The 13,670-nt window shown below is 71.1% G+C and carries 14 protein-coding genes; 8 read left to right on the plus strand and 6 right to left on the minus strand.

Features of this window, described 5'->3' with window-relative positions; all coding sequences use genetic code 11:
• The first annotated feature begins 85 nt into the window (after positions 1–85).
• From M1L60_RS21135 to M1L60_RS21145, 3 genes are all read left to right on the plus strand, one after another.
• Positions 86–472 carry an ATP-binding protein gene (locus M1L60_RS21135; RefSeq protein WP_256516832.1) on the plus strand — a complete coding sequence of 129 codons (387 nt, stop codon included), beginning with the start codon at positions 86–88 and terminating at the stop codon, positions 470–472.
• Between the two features lie 101 nt (positions 473–573).
• On the plus strand, positions 574–1,716 hold the full coding sequence (locus M1L60_RS21140) for a PP2C family protein-serine/threonine phosphatase (RefSeq protein ID WP_253239188.1): 1,143 nt from the start codon (positions 574–576) through the stop codon (positions 1,714–1,716).
• A gap of 65 nt (positions 1,717–1,781) precedes the next feature.
• Positions 1,782–2,240, plus strand: coding sequence for a MarR family winged helix-turn-helix transcriptional regulator (locus M1L60_RS21145; RefSeq protein WP_253239189.1), 459 nt, complete (start codon positions 1,782–1,784; stop codon positions 2,238–2,240).
• A gap of 132 nt (positions 2,241–2,372) precedes the next feature.
• On the opposite strand, the gene M1L60_RS21150 is transcribed toward M1L60_RS21145, so the two are convergent.
• Complete coding sequence (locus M1L60_RS21150) at positions 2,373–2,726, minus strand: histone-like nucleoid-structuring protein Lsr2 (RefSeq protein WP_253239338.1); 354 nt, start codon at positions 2,724–2,726, stop codon at positions 2,373–2,375.
• Positions 2,727–2,914: 188 nt separating this feature from the next.
• Here M1L60_RS21150 and M1L60_RS21155 point away from each other — a divergent pair, with 188 nt between their 5' ends.
• Positions 2,915–3,343, plus strand: coding sequence for a hypothetical protein (locus M1L60_RS21155; protein ID WP_221377811.1), 429 nt, complete (start codon positions 2,915–2,917; stop codon positions 3,341–3,343).
• A complete protein-coding gene (locus tag M1L60_RS21160; protein ID WP_369077247.1) occupies positions 3,343–4,590 on the plus strand; it encodes a D-alanyl-D-alanine carboxypeptidase family protein in 1,248 nt (415 codons plus the stop codon). The genes M1L60_RS21155 and M1L60_RS21160 overlap by 1 nt, the downstream gene beginning before the upstream one ends.
• A gap of 147 nt (positions 4,591–4,737) precedes the next feature.
• On the opposite strand, the gene M1L60_RS21165 is transcribed toward M1L60_RS21160, so the two are convergent.
• The gene (locus M1L60_RS21165; protein WP_253239191.1) at positions 4,738–5,253 is read right to left on the minus strand and encodes a DUF456 domain-containing protein; all 516 of its coding nucleotides are present in this window, start codon (positions 5,251–5,253) and stop codon (positions 4,738–4,740) included.
• Between the two features lie 200 nt (positions 5,254–5,453).
• Between M1L60_RS21165 and M1L60_RS21170 the strand changes: the two genes are divergently transcribed.
• On the plus strand, positions 5,454–6,371 hold the full coding sequence (locus tag M1L60_RS21170; protein ID WP_253239192.1) for a sigma-70 family RNA polymerase sigma factor: 918 nt from the start codon (positions 5,454–5,456) through the stop codon (positions 6,369–6,371).
• 38 nt (positions 6,372–6,409) lie between these two features.
• On the opposite strand, the gene M1L60_RS21175 is transcribed toward M1L60_RS21170, so the two are convergent.
• Positions 6,410–8,695: a HelD family protein gene (locus M1L60_RS21175; protein WP_253239193.1), complete on the minus strand. Its 2,286-nt coding sequence runs from the start codon at positions 8,693–8,695 to the stop codon at positions 6,410–6,412.
• Between the two features lie 224 nt (positions 8,696–8,919).
• On the opposite strand from M1L60_RS21175, the gene M1L60_RS21180 reads away from it, so the two are divergent.
• Positions 8,920–9,435: a hypothetical protein gene (locus M1L60_RS21180; protein WP_253239194.1), complete on the plus strand. Its 516-nt coding sequence runs from the start codon at positions 8,920–8,922 to the stop codon at positions 9,433–9,435.
• A gap of 57 nt (positions 9,436–9,492) precedes the next feature.
• Here the strand turns inward: M1L60_RS21180 and M1L60_RS21185 are convergent, their stop codons facing one another.
• Positions 9,493–10,332 carry a sigma-70 family RNA polymerase sigma factor gene (locus tag M1L60_RS21185; RefSeq protein ID WP_253239195.1) on the minus strand — a complete coding sequence of 280 codons (840 nt, stop codon included), beginning with the start codon at positions 10,330–10,332 and terminating at the stop codon, positions 9,493–9,495.
• A gap of 288 nt (positions 10,333–10,620) precedes the next feature.
• Between M1L60_RS21185 and M1L60_RS21190 the strand changes: the two genes are divergently transcribed.
• The gene (locus tag M1L60_RS21190) at positions 10,621–12,099 is read left to right on the plus strand and encodes a DEAD/DEAH box helicase (protein ID WP_253239196.1); all 1,479 of its coding nucleotides are present in this window, start codon (positions 10,621–10,623) and stop codon (positions 12,097–12,099) included.
• A 276-nt stretch (positions 12,100–12,375) separates the two neighbouring features.
• On the opposite strand, the gene M1L60_RS21195 is transcribed toward M1L60_RS21190, so the two are convergent.
• Positions 12,376–12,621 (minus strand): hypothetical protein, encoded by a 246-nt coding sequence (locus M1L60_RS21195; RefSeq protein WP_253239197.1) that lies wholly within the window; start codon positions 12,619–12,621, stop codon positions 12,376–12,378.
• Positions 12,622–12,710: 89 nt separating this feature from the next.
• Positions 12,711–13,580: a helix-turn-helix transcriptional regulator gene (locus M1L60_RS21200; protein ID WP_253239198.1), complete on the minus strand. Its 870-nt coding sequence runs from the start codon at positions 13,578–13,580 to the stop codon at positions 12,711–12,713.
• Between the last annotated feature and the right edge of the window lie 90 nt (positions 13,581–13,670).

Raw genomic sequence — 13,670 nt, forward strand, 5'->3', positions numbered from 1 at the left:
ACGTTTTTCCGCGATGATCAGTTGAGCGGTGCGCTGCAGGCCACGATTAACCCCCGGGCGGAGCGGGAACCACAAGACCATGCGTATGACAGTCCGGCTGGATCTGCCTCGTGAAGCGGGAAGCGTGCCCACCGTTCGCCGGCTGCTGCGCTCGACCCTCGCCGTCCTGCACATCGACCACGAGGCCCAGGACGATCTCGAGATCGCGGTCACCGAGGCGTGCTCCAACGTCGTGCGACATGCCGCCGGCACCGAGATGTTCGAGGTCTGCCTGGACGTGGCCGAGAACCACTGCTCGATCGACGTGCGCGACAACGGCCCCGGGTTCGACCCGGACAAGGTCGGGCCGTCGCAGGAGAGCAGCGAGAGCGGGCGCGGGCTCGAGCTGATCAAGGCTCTGGCCGAGAACGTCCGCATGCACTCCGTAACGAGGAGCGGCAGCTTGATCCACTTCGAGAAGTCGTTCGCGTAGGCACCTCGTGCCGGGGGCAAGGGGGCACCGCTTATGATGCTTGCTCCGCTGCAACTATTGCCTGCAGTCGTCTTGAGTCGTCTACATGGAGAGGAGTTCGAGTGTCCGTCCGTCCGGCTTCCGTCGGCTCGTTCCTGCGCGCAGCGCCGCCCGACCGTCTTCCCGAGGTGGCGGCCCAGCATCTGCGCACCTGGTTTCCGGTCGACAACGTGGAAGTGTTCCTCAGCGACCTGACCATGAGCGCGCTCTGGCCGGTCCTCGATCCCGAGGCCGCCCCCGGCGGTTCGTTCGCGCAGCGGTGCTTCGGCAGTCAGCAGGCGGTCATCAGCGGCGGGGCGGGCGAGGTGCTGCTTCCGCTCACCACCTGGGGCGACCGCCTCGGCGTCCTGCGCATCCAGCTCAGCGTGGGCGACGCCCGGGAGCATCTGACCGAGTTCACCGCCGTGGCCGACGAGCTGGCCCTGGCCCTGCGGGCCGCCGACAAGGACACCGACCGCTACCGCCAGGTGGTCCGCCGGCAGCGCCTGACCATGGCCGCCGAGTTGCAGTGGGAACTGCTGCCCGGCCGCTCGCTGGGCGGCGAGCGGTTCCGCCTGGCCGGTCAGCTCGAGCCCGCGTACGCGATGTACGGCGACCACTACGACTGGTCCGTCACCGACGACCGGCTCACCATCACCGTGCTCAACGGCGACGGCGACGGCATCGAGGCCGCCCTGCTGACCACGGTCGCGGTCAACGCCATGCGCAACGCCCGCCGCTCCGGGGCCAACATCGTCGAACAGGCCGAACTTGCCTCCGACGCCATCTATTCGCGCTACGGCGGCAACTCGCACCTGGCCACCCTGCTGCTCGAGATCGACCTGACCGGCGGCACCGTCGAGGCGGTCGACGCCGGGTCGCCCAAGGCGCTGATCGCGCGTGAGGGCGATATCGTCCCGGTCAGTTTGGAACAACAGTTGCCACTGGGAATGTTCGGCGACAGTCGTTACGAGACGCAGAAATTCCAGCTCGATGCGGGCGCCCGGCTGCTCGTGGTCAGCGACGGCGTGCACGAGGCGGCACCCGGCGGAAAACCCCCGTACGGTGATTCCGCCCTGCTCAGCGCGTTGCGCAGGACGCGGTTACAGCCGCCGACCGAGGCGGTGGGTACGGTGATCCGGGCCTTGCGGGACTACCACGAAGGCACCGACCCGGCGGACGACGCAGTGATCATCTGCCTGGATTGGCTCCGCCGCACGGCATGATTTCGGCCGCGGCCGGGTAGGGGCACTGCGCAGCCGAGCACGTCCGACGGACAGGAATTGCCGCCATGGATCGGGTCACCGACGTCGCCGCCGCCGTCGAGTCGACGGTGGACGCGCTGACGGGCGTGCTCGACGCCGCCGATCAGGCGCAGAACCCCAGCGTGCCGCCGGCCCAGCTGCGGGTGCTGTCGATCATCGCGCAGAACCAGCACACGAACATGAGCCGGCTCGCCGAGGCGCTCGAAGTGGTGCCGTCGTCGGCGAGCCGGCTGTGCGACCGGCTCGAGGCCACCGGGCTGCTGCGCCGGGTGCCCGACCCGCGCGACCGCCGCGAGGTGCGGCTGCTGCTCACCTCGTCGGCCCGCAAACTGCTCGACCAGTTGCGCGAACGCCGCCGCGCGGCCCTGGCCGACGTGCTCGACCGCATGTCGGCCGGCGACCGTCAGGAGCTGGTGCACGCGTTGCGCGCCTTTGCCGACGCGGCCGGCGGCGAGGCCGGCAACGAAGCCTTGCGTACGGCGTGAGTCGCTTAGCCGCGGGCAGTCCGGCCCGCGGCGCCTCGCGCACATAGCCGCACGTCGGCCCACTTTGCGGCGCCTTGCTTAGGTGCGGGCCCGCCCTTTCCCGGCCGGACGCAATTCAGCGCCCGTGGCCGGTCAGTGACCGTTCGCGGCGCGGTATGCCTGCGTCACGCTCTGTGGAATACGGCCGCGCTCGGAAATCTGATGCCCGTTGGCCGTGGCCCACTCGCGGATCTGGCGATTCTCGTCGCGGGAACCGGCCGTGCGACCGCCCGGAGCACCCGGACGCCGCGGTGAGACCCGGGCCGCGGCCCGGCCCAGCCGGGTGCCCGCGTTGATGTACGGATCCAGGGCCTTACGCAGTTTCCCCGCGTTGGCCTCGGAAAGGTCGATCGTGTAGTTAATACCGTCCAGACTGAAGTCGACCGTGCGATCGGCCTTCTTTCCGTCCAGATCGTCGATCAGAGTGGTGATTACCTGGCGCGCCATGACGACTCCCGAGTCCATCCGACCAACCGCGCCCAAGTGTTGCTCGCCACTGCCTTCGGGCGCAATAGTCGAGGGCATATTCGCATTCTTTGCGTCCCCACTATAGAAAACGCGGCGCGACATTCACCGGAATCACCGTGGAAAGCTCGGCTTGGCCGGGCGGCCGGGCATCACCTAGTGTCGCTGGCATGGACCGCGACGCCGACTGGCAGGAACAGCGACGGCAGGCCATCGCCGGTCACGCCGCCGCGCTCGAGGCCGGCCGGGCGGCCGAGGCCCGGGAGGCGTCGGCCCTGATCGACGACTTCGTGCGCCGGGCCGCCGAGCGCGGTTTGACACCAAATATCCTGATGGCTCGAACCTTCGACGGCCGGGCCACGTATCGAACCCATGTGCGTGGCTGGTATCTGAAGTCCAACCGTTCCGTCGCTGTGGGCGACGACGGGGAGTACTACGTGCTGACCGTGCCGGCCTCGTTGCGGGCCCGCTTCACCGGGGCCGAGCTCACTCCCAGCACGCCCCGGCTGATCGTCGGCGCGGGCGGCGGTGACGGCGAGACGGTGCCGCTGCGGCAGTTGCTCGACCAGCGGCTCGAGGCGGGGGTCTCCTGGCCTTGATCCGCCGCTCCCTGGCCGCGCTCGGCGTGGCGCTCTTGACCGTTCCTCTCTCCTCCCCCGCCGAGGCCGCAGCTGCTTTGCCGGGCGCTGCCCGCGCGCGGGTGGACGTGCCCTGCCCCAAGCCGAAGGTCGCGCCGCCGCCAAACCGGCCGCCCCGCCCCGTGCCGCCGCCGGACGACCCGGTGGGCAGCGCGATCGGCGGCGACACGCTCGCCACCCACGGCCTGGTCATCCCGGCCGGAGCCAAGCCGCCGCCCGCCGTCACGGCCACCACGTGGATGGTCGCCGACCTCGACACCGGTGAGGTGCTGGGCGGCTGCGGCCCGCACGTCTTCCAGACCCCGGCCAGCGTCCAGAAGACCCTGCTGGCCGCCACTGTGATCGACAAGCTGAACCCGAAACAGAAGATCACCGTCGCTCGTAGTGACCTGAACATCGAGCCCGACAGCTCGGCGGTCGGCCTGCTCGTCGGCGGCCAGTACTCGATCTCGACGCTGTGGCTGGGCCTGATGCTCAACTCGGGCAACGACGCCGCCAACGCCCTGGCCCGGCTGGCCGGTGGCGGCGGCGCCGACGGCGTGGCCAGAACCGTGGCCGCCATGAACGCCAACGCCCGGCGCCTCGGCGCGTACCAGACCCACGCCGTCACCCCGTCCGGCCTGGATGGGCCGGGCCAGTTCACCAGCGCGTACGACCTGGCCCTGATCGCCCGGGTCTGTTTCGCCAACGCCGACTTCCGCCGCTACGTACTCACGAGAAGCGCACAGATGCCCGCCCAGCCCAAGCTGAAAAAGGGCGGCTTCCAGTTCCAGAACGAGAACAAGCTGGTCTACAACTACCCGGGCGCGCTGGGCGGCAAGACCGGCTTCACCACGGTGGCCCGCCACAGCTACGTCGGCGCCGCCAAACGCAACGGCCGCACGCTGGTGGTCACCCTGCTCGGCGCCGAGGCCCGCCCCCAACGCGGCTGGCAGCAGGGCGCCGCCCTGCTCGACTGGGGCTTCGCCCTCCCCAAGGACGAGTCGGTGGGCAAGCTCGTCTCCCCCGACGACCTCGCCCCGAGCCCGTCCCCCATCCCGAAACCCGCCGCCCCCAAATCGGCGGTCAGCGGAGCCGAGGCCGACGACTCGTCCCAGCCGATGTCTTTCCTCGCAGCCGGCACGGTAGCCCTGGTATTGGCCGTAGCTCCCCTTCTGCTCCTGCTGACCCAGCGCCGCCGCCGACGCCCGGGCCGCCGCCAGCCCTGAAGCGAATTACCGAGGCGGCCGTGGCTGTCTGTGGATAACTCGGCTCCTCAATTTGGCCCGGGGCCTATCTTTTTGCCCATGCCCCTTGGCGGGTGGGGGCTAGGGATGGCGGGCCGAACGGCAGCAAGATCGGGAAAGGGCCAGGCCTCAGGGAAGCTGCCAGCCTGACCAGAGCAGGCCGAAGACCCAGATGACGGCGACGGCCAGGGCGGCCGTGAACTCGATGAGCAGGGCCAGGCCGGCCGCGGCAACCGCGCCCTTGGTCGAGGGCCAGGCCCGGCCGGGGCCCAGGCGCATGCGTTCGACCAGGTAGATGCCGAGCACGAAGCCCAGCGGCAGGCCGATCACCGGGACCACGAAGAAGCCGATGACGCCGAGCAGGCCGCCGGCCAGCAGGGCCGAGTTGGGGACGCCGGCGTTCTTCAGGCGGCGGCCCGGGGCCATGTATTTGATCAGGGTGCCGAGCAGAGCCACGGCAGTCGCGACGCCGAAGGTCAGCCAGCGGACGGCGCCGCTGCCCTCGCCCAGCGCGGCCCACAGCAGCACGCCGCCCCAGCTCAGCAGCAGACCGGGCAGGACCGGCACCACGACCCCGACGACGCCCACGGCGATCGCCAGGCCGGCGATCAGGTTGATCACCCATCCGCTGTCGGTCAGACCCATGCGCCCAAGGTGCCAGCCTGACGCACCCAGCGAAAAGGGGCAGGCCGGAAATCTCAACCAACCCACAGGCGGGACCGATGGAAAGGCGTCCGGGAAACCCGCTGTGACTACAACCTTCGCGCACCCCAAAGCGACTCCAACGGGACCCGTCCCCTCCCGAATCTCCCTGTGTACGCCGGAGAGCCACGAGGGGAAATCACATGACCAGCACCGCGACGACCGTTGCCGACATCGCTGCCGACACCGCCGCCACGACGGTGCTGACCGCGGCCGAGCAGGAAGAGATCATCCGCACCCACATGCCGCTCGTCGGCCACCTGGTGCGCGACATGCTCAGCCGCATCCCGAACCACATCCACCGCGACGACCTGACCAGCGCCGGCCTGCACGCCCTGGTCACCGCGGCCCGGGGCTGGGACCCGCAGCGCGGCATCCCGTTCCACCGCTTCGCCAGCACCCGCATCCGCGGCGCCATCCTGGACGAGCTGCGCGCCCTCGACTGGGCCACCCGCTCGGTCCGCACCAAGGCCCGCGCCACCGACACCACCCGTCAGGCCCTGACCACCACGCTGGGCCGCACGCCCACCGCCGACGAGCTGGCCCAGGCCCTCGGCACCACGACCACCGACCTCAAGCAGACCGACACCGACGTGCAGCGCGCGACCGTGCTGTCGCTGCAGGGCTTCACCACCAGCTCGGCCGACGACCTGGTGACCGAGAAGACCCCGGGCCCGGAGGACATGCTGATCCGCCGGGAGCAGATCGGCTACCTGCACCACGCGATCGGCTCGCTGCCCGAGCGGCTGCAGGTCGTCATCACCGAGTACTTCCTGCACGAGCGTCCGATGGCCGACATCGCGGCCGACCTCGGCGTCACCGAGTCGCGGGTCTCGCAGCTGCGCGCCGAGGCGCTGTCGCTGCTCAAGGACGGCCTGAACACGCACCTGAGCCCCGAGCTGGCCCCGGTCCCGGACAACCCGGAGAGCATCGTCGCCCGCCGCCGGGCCACCTACTACAACAGCATCGCCGAGAGCACGTCGATGCACAGCCGGCTCGCCATGACCAACGCGCACGGCCACACCTCGTTCAGCCGGGGCGTGCCGGTCGCGGCCGCGTAAGTGAAACAAGGGGCTCGGCTTTCGCCGAGCCCCTTTCCCTATGCGAGGGCGCTGAGCACCTTCGGCAGCTCCGCCGTGTGCAGCACGCCGAGCCGGCGGGTCGCGCGCGTCACCGCCACGTACAGATCGGACAGGCCGCGCGGGCTCTCGGCGATGATCTCGTCGGGCTCGACCACGATCACCGAGTCGAATTCCAGACCCTTGGCCTGCCGTACGGTCATCAGGACGACCTGATTCAGCAGGTCGGGCTGCTCCCCCACGGCCGCGCCGGGCACCGCCTCGACCAGCGCGCGGCCCAAGGCGGCCTCGCGCGCCTCGGGCACGATCACGGCGACCCGGCCTTCCCCGGCTTCGGCCGCTTCCAGGCGTACGGCCGCAATGACCTCGGACGGCAACGCGACCGACGGCACCCGGAGGGCCCACGGGTCGACGCCGGCCGTGCGCACCGAGCGGGGCGGTTCCAGGCCGGGGTCGACCGCGGCCAGCACGTCGGCCGCCACCGCCATCACCTCGGCCGGCGTCCGGTAGTTGACCGTCAGCTCGACCAGGTTCCAGCGCTGGGCCACGAACGGCTCGAAAACCTGCTCCCACGTCGTGGTGCCGGCCAGCTCGGAGGTCTGCGCGACGTCGCCCACGACCGTCATCGACCGGCTCGGGCAGCGGCGCATGAGCAGGCGCCACGCCATCGGCGAGAGCTCCTGGGCCTCGTCGACGATCACATGCCCGAACACCCACGTACGGTCGGCGGCCGCCCGTTCGGCGGCCGTGCGCGTGTCGAGCACCTCGTGCCGCTCGACGAACGCGCTCGCGTCGACGACGTCGGTGGCCGAGAGGATCTCCTCCTCCTGGTCCTCGAAGTCGAGCGAGCGCGAACCCTCGACGATCTCGAGCACACCCTCGGCGTACTCGATGGCCTCGCGCTTCTCCTGCGCGACCTGCCGGGCCTTGAGCGTGTCGTCGACGCCCAGCAACTCGGCCAGCTCGTCCAGCAGCGGCACGTCGGCCGGGGTCCAGCGCGCGTCGTGCCCGCGCAGCAACAGGGCCCGCTCGTCGGCGGTGAGCTCGACACCCGCCGCCTCGAGCCGGTCGGGGTCGCTGAGCAGCTCGCGCAGCACCCGGCGCGGGGTCAGCACCGGCCAGAAGTCGAACAGCGCCTGCTGAACGTCGATGTCCTCGCGCAACTCGCGCCGGGTCTCGGCCAGGTCGGCCTCGGACAGCAGGTTGTCGCCGCCCAGCGGGTCGGCCCCGATGCGCTCGGCGATCTGCAGCGACAGCGCGTGGATGGCCTCGGTCACGAAGATCGAGCGGGCCACGTTGTGCGGGCGGTCGGACCGGCGGGCGGCGGCCCGGGCGTCCTCGAGCACGGCCCGCTCGATGCGCAGCGGGTAGCCGTCGTGGTCGACCTCGACGTGATCGGCCGGCACGGTCTGCCAGTCGGTGACCGCACGGGCGAGTACGTCGAGCATCACGGCCCGGCCCTTGAGGGCCGCGGCCGCCGGCGATTCCACGGCCCGGGCCCGTACGCCGGGGAACATGTCACCCAGCGTGGCCAGCAGCACCCCGGTCTCGGCCAGCGACGGCAGCACCTGCGAGATGTAGCGCAGGAACGTCGGGTTGGGGCCGAGGATCAGCACGCCCTGCTTGGTCAACTGCCCGCGGTACGTGTAGAGCAGGTAGGCCGCGCGATGCAGGGCCACCGCGGTCTTGCCGGTGCCCGGCCCGCCCTGGACGACCATGACGCCGTTCAGCCCGGCCCGGATCACCTCGTCCTGCTCGGCCTGGATGGTCTCGACGATGTCGCGCATCCGGCCCGTGCGGTTGGCGGTCAGCGCCGACAGCAGGGCCGCCTCGCCGGTCACGTCCTCGCGGCCGCCGGCGCCGGACTCGATGTCGAGCACCTCGTCGTCGATGGCGGTCAGCGTGCGGCCCTTGGTGCGCAGGTGCCGCCGCCGGGTCACCCCGTCGGGCGACACCGCCGTGGCCAGATAGAAGGCGCGGGCGGCCGGGGCCCGCCAGTCGACGAGAAGCGGATCACGATCGTGTTCCTCGGCCGACAGCCCGAGTCGTCCGATGTAGCGCGGCTGGTCGGCGGCGAAATCGAGCCGGCCGAAACAGAGACCGTTCTCGACGGCATTCATCTGCGCGAGTTGTTCGGCGTAATGACTGCGAGTCGCCTCACGTTGCGCGCGGCCCTGAGGTGTGCCGCCGGCCTCGAGCAGAATCGCCCGGAGGCGGTCGTCGGCCTGCGTACGCAGGCCGTCCAGCCGCTTGTAGAGGGTGGTGAGGTACGCCTGTTCGGCACGGAGGTCGTCGTCTCGCGTCACCGCGGCGGAGCTTGACAAAGCCACTCCCCTTTGTGTTAAAATTCGGGCCCTGGCGGCCTTTATGGCCGTCTTTTTTTGTGCACGGGAAACGCTTAGATTAGCGCATCGATCCCCGTGCTCCCAGCCGTGAGATCCAGGTTACGGCTCGCCGATGAAGTGTCGTCCATCGGTCAAAATTCACGGCGAGCCGTTACGCGCAGCGGCCGATCCCGATTAACCCGGTCATGACCCACAACCACCCGATCCGCCGCATCGCCGCCCTGTCCCTCGCCGCTGCCGCCACCCTCGCCTTCTCCTCGGCGTGCACCGGCGACGACGAGGCCCCGGCCGGCGCGGCGGCCCAGGCGGCCGCGGGCGGCCCCGAAGCCAAGAGCATCGAAGCCGCCAAGACGGCCGCCCAGACCGTCTTCGACCGCTTCGCCGGTGGTGACTTCGCCGGCGCCTGGGACATGTACACCGCCGCCGGCAAGGCCGCGATCACCAAGGACGACTACGTCAAGCTCAACCAGGCCTGCTCCCGCAAGGGCCTGGCGATCCAGCTCACCAGCGCCCGCCTGGAGGGCGAGAACCGGGCCGTGGTCATCGCCAAGCAGCTGGTCGCCGCGCAGTCGTACACCATGGTCTACGAGGCCGACGCCTGGAAGCTCGAGCCGGCCAAGGAGGGTCTGGCCCTCTACAAGCAGGGCGCGGCCAAGGCCATCGCGGCCCAGAAGAAGGCCGGCACCTGCGCCAACCAGTAGCCCGGGAAATCAGGTGCCCGCCGCGAACCGCGGCGGGCACCCGGTACCTCGCAGTGCTCAGGCGGCCACGGTCAAACCGTCCGGGCCGGTCCGGGCCAGGCGCGTCGACAGCGTCCCCCGGTTGCCGATCTGGTCGTAGTAGGCGGCGCGACGGCGGGCCACACAGCCCTCCTTGACCCGGCTCTGGGCGGCCAGCGCGGGGTCGAGGTGCGTGTTCAGGCCGTCGCGCAGCAGCGTCAAGGCCTCGGCCCGCAACTGTGACACTCGCGACTCGGTGACCCCCAGTTCCTCGGCGATCCGGGCCATCGGCCGCTCCTCGAAGAAATAGCCCTGCACCACCGCGCGCAGCCGCTCCGGCAGCGCGTCGATCGCGTCCCGCAGATAGCCGAGCCGCTCCCGCCGGATCAGCAGCTCCTCGGGGCCGGCGCTGGGCTCGGTCACCATGTCGTCGGCGCCGGCCGTCGCAAAGCCCTGCAGGCTGAACACCACGGCCCGCTGGACGTCGTCGTCGGCGTGCTCGATGTCCTCGACGGAACAGCCCAGCCGGTCGGCCACCTCGCGGACCGTGGGCATGCGGCCCAGCTCGGCCGTCAGCTCCTGCCGGGCCGTATCGGTGCGCCGGGCCCGCTGGCGCACCGAGCGGCTGGCCCAGTCGAGGCCGCGCAACTCGTCGAGCAGTGCACCCCGGACCCGGGCCGCGGCGAACCGGGCGAACGGCACGCCACGGTCGTCGTCGAAGCCGCGGGCCGCGTGGACCAGCGCGGCGTACCCGGCGGAGAGCAGATCATCCCGGTTCACGTGGGCCGGGACCCGCGCCAGCATCTCGCGGACCAGGTGTCCGACGAGCGGCATGTGGGCCTGGACGACGTCCTCGCGACGGCGGTCGGCAGCGCTCATGGGGGGTCTCCTCGCGTACCTGGCCGGAGGGGGGTTTCCGGCGCTGAGGAGAAAGGTGATCCCGTTAAAGTGCGAAATGGGTCCCATGGAGGTGCAGAACGGTTGCATCGCCGGGACCCCGAACGGGCGGGTATGCTTGATCACGCGGCCCGCCCAGTCTTGCCTCGGGCCGCCTGCCGGACCGCCGTCATCAGCGCGGTCCTTCGGATCGACCACCACGCGCCGCGACTGAGAACAAAGTCTGCGCCGGGCAGGACGACCCCTCGATACTTTGGGAGTTCCCGCTACATGTCCACGTTCACCGATTTCGGCGTGCCCGCCGTGCTCACCACGGCCCTCGCCGAACTCGGCATCACCACCCCGTTCCCCATCCAGGCCGCCACGCTGCCCGACTCGCTGGCCGGCCGGGATGTGCTCGGCCGGGGCCGCACCGGCTCCGGCAAGACGTACGCGTTCGCCCTGCCCGTGCTGGCCCGCCTGGCCGCCTCGAAGTCCCAGCGCCGCCCGGGCCGCCCGCGCGCGCTGATCCTCGCCCCGACCCGCGAACTGGCCACCCAGATCGACGCCACGCTGGCCCCGCTGGCGGCCAAACTCGGCCTGCGCACCCTGACGGTGTTCGGCGGGGTCGGGCCCAACCCGCAGATCAAGGGCCTCAAGGCCGGCGTCGACGTGCTCGTGGCCTGCCCGGGCCGGCTCGACGACCACCTGCGCAACGGGCACGCCTCGCTCGACGCGGTCGAGATCACCGTGCTCGACGAGGCCGATCACATGGCCGACCTGGGCTTCCTGCCGGTCGTACGCCGGTTGATGGACCAGACCCCGCGCAACGGTCAGCGCATGCTCTTCTCGGCGACCCTCGACAACGGGGTCGACGTGCTGGTCAAGCGGTTCATGAACAAGCCCGTCACGCACTCCGTCGACTCGGCCACCGAGGCCCCGGTCGAGATGTCGCACCACGTGCTGCACGTGCGCGGCGACGACCGCTTCCCGGTGCTGGTCGACCTGCTCCAGGCGCCGGGCCGCTCGGTCGTGTTCACCCGGACCAAGCGCCGGGCCAAGGTGCTGACCCGCCAGCTCGTCCAGGCGGGCGTGCCGGCGGTCGAACTGCACGGCAACCTGGCCCAGAACGCGCGCAACCGCAACATGGCGGCGTTCTCGGACGGCACGGCGGGCACGCTGGTCGCGACCGACATCGCGGCCCGGGGCATCCACGTCGACGACGTCGGCCTGGTCATCCACGCCGACCCGCCGGTCGAGCACAAGGCCTACCTGCACCGCTCGGGGCGTACGGCCCGGGCCGGCGCCGCGGGCACGGTGATCACGCTGATGACCGACGACCAGCAGGCCGAAGTGCGCGACCTGACCCGCAAAGCAGGCGTACGGCCGAAGACCAGCCGCACCCGGCCGGGTGACCCGCTGCTGGCCGAGCTGGCCCCGGGCGAGCGTACGTTCGTGGCCCCGACGGCCGCGCCGGCACCGGTCGCAACGGCCGGCGGTGGCGCGCCCCGCACGGGCGCGCCGCGCCGTGGTGGCCGGGGTCGTGGCCCGGCCCGTCCGGCTGAGGGCGCTGTGCCCGAGCAGAAGACGGGCGGCGGTCGCGGCCGGCGTGGCGGGGGTGCGGGCTCCGGCCAGCCCCGGTCGAGCCAGCCCCGCTCGGGTCAGGGCCGTACCGGCTCGACCCCGGTGCACACCACGCAGTCCCGTAGTGGCGGGGCGGCCGCTTTCTCCGCGGGTAGCCGCGTGGGCGGGCGTCGCGCCGGTCGATGACCCTTTTTGAGAACGGCCCGGCGCTTCTTGTTGGCGCCGGGCCGTTTTGCGTTTCGAGCCCAGGGGTTGTGGGCCGTTTGCGTTCGAGCCTCCGCGGCTGCGGGGTTTGTTGTGGCTTGCGCTGGGACGGTGTGAGGGCGGGGGATGGCCCTGGGTCGAGACGCGAGCGGAACCTCGTCTGTTGGCTCAGCCCAGGACCGGTTTACCGTTAACTCGGTCACAACAGGTCGAGCATGGTTTCGATCCTCGCTTTGAGGAGGTCGTCGAAGTCGCCTTCTATTTGGACGCTGACCACCCTTCGCCGACAGCACGCGCCATGGAAACCATCACTGGTGGTGTGCCCTCAAGCGGATAGCGGAACCATGCAGTGTCGGAGTCGTCGTCCGTTTCGTCCAGCGCGCCGACCAGAGCGTCCTCGTCTGCCGCATCGTACTGATATCCGATGTAGCCACTGAGATGCTCGAAGAAGCGCACGACGTTCTCTTCATGGATCCAGCCGGCGACAACCACGAGACTCATCATCGTTCAACGGGCGGCCCCGGATCGGCCCGCGCCCACCACGCCACGCAGACACGCCGTCCCGGTCGCGGGCTGAGTTCGAGCGGGCGGCCTCACTGACCCGCAACGAGCGGGAACGCACCCTGTTGCTGGACCGCGCTGCCGCCTGCGACCAACCGCAGGGGTGAGATGGCCCGCAGCGCCTCGGCCGTGGCGTCGTCGGCCGGGAGCTGGATGATCAGGCGCAACCCATTGTCGCCGGGCACGGACAGGATCTCGTAGGCCAGCCGCAGCGACCCGGCCTGAGGGTGTTCCAGACGCAGCACGCCGTGCGGCCGGGGCAGACCGGGCACCCGGTCGACCCGCTCGGTGAACTCCGCGCCGGCCAGCCCGGCCATCTCGGCGGCGAAGTCGGGGCGGGGCGGGCCGTCCTTGAGCGCTGCCACCTGTTCGTCGGCCATGTGGGACCAGTCCGGGTAGGCCGTGCGGGCGCGGGGATCGGTGAAGACGTACCGCAGCAGGTTGGGGCGGTCGCCGTCGAGCAGGCCGATCGGGCCGGCCAGGCGGTGCAGGCCTGCGGTGTGCGCGAGCACGTCGCCGACCTGGTTGACCAGCATGGCGGCCGCCGGTTCGAGCTGGTCGAGCAGTGCCCGCAGGCCCGGCCGGACGGTTCGGACCGGCTCCGGGGCCAGGCCCGTGCAGCTGGCGCCGGAGATCTTGGTGAGCCGCTGCAGGTGGGCACGCTCGGCCGCGGTCAGCCGGAGCGGCCCGGCCAGCGCCGCCAGCACCTGCGGGGACGGGTGGCGGTCGCGGCCCTGTTCGAGGCGGATCAGGTATTCGACGCTGACGCCGGCCAGCATCGCCACCTCGGCCCGGCGCAGGCCGGGGGTGCGCCGCCGCTGACCCGGGGGCAGCCCGACCTCGGCCGGGGTGACCTCGGCCCGCCGCGTACGCAGAAAGGTGCCCAGCTCGTTGTCGCCCACGACTCGACTGTAGCCACGGCCGGGCCCGTGAGGGTGTCCCCGCGACTACCACCATGAGCGCGGTCTCCCTGGGCGTCGGGAACCGTCGCA

The sequence above is a fragment of the Paractinoplanes aksuensis genome (assembly GCF_024137025.1).
GTDB classification, from domain to species: Bacteria; Actinomycetota; Actinomycetes; order Mycobacteriales; family Micromonosporaceae; genus Actinoplanes; species Actinoplanes aksuensis.

Coding starts and splice junctions, on each gene's coding strand:
- M1L60_RS21155 (WP_221377811.1), top strand. CDS start 2,915: ATGGACCGCGACGCCGACTGGCAGGAACAGCGACGGCAGGCCATCGCC.
- M1L60_RS21190 (WP_253239196.1), top strand. CDS start 10,621: ATGTCCACGTTCACCGATTTCGGCGTGCCCGCCGTGCTCACCACGGCC.
- M1L60_RS21180 (WP_253239194.1), top strand. CDS start 8,920: ATGACCCACAACCACCCGATCCGCCGCATCGCCGCCCTGTCCCTCGCC.
- M1L60_RS21135 (WP_256516832.1), top strand. CDS start 86: ATGACAGTCCGGCTGGATCTGCCTCGTGAAGCGGGAAGCGTGCCCACC.
- M1L60_RS21145 (WP_253239189.1), top strand. CDS start 1,782: ATGGATCGGGTCACCGACGTCGCCGCCGCCGTCGAGTCGACGGTGGAC.
- M1L60_RS21170 (WP_253239192.1), top strand. CDS start 5,454: ATGACCAGCACCGCGACGACCGTTGCCGACATCGCTGCCGACACCGCC.
- M1L60_RS21185 (WP_253239195.1), bottom strand. CDS start 10,332: ATGAGCGCTGCCGACCGCCGTCGCGAGGACGTCGTCCAGGCCCACATG.
- M1L60_RS21150 (WP_253239338.1), bottom strand. CDS start 2,726: ATGGCGCGCCAGGTAATCACCACTCTGATCGACGATCTGGACGGAAAG.
- M1L60_RS21195 (WP_253239197.1), bottom strand. CDS start 12,621: ATGATGAGTCTCGTGGTTGTCGCCGGCTGGATCCATGAAGAGAACGTC.
- M1L60_RS21165 (WP_253239191.1), bottom strand. CDS start 5,253: ATGGGTCTGACCGACAGCGGATGGGTGATCAACCTGATCGCCGGCCTG.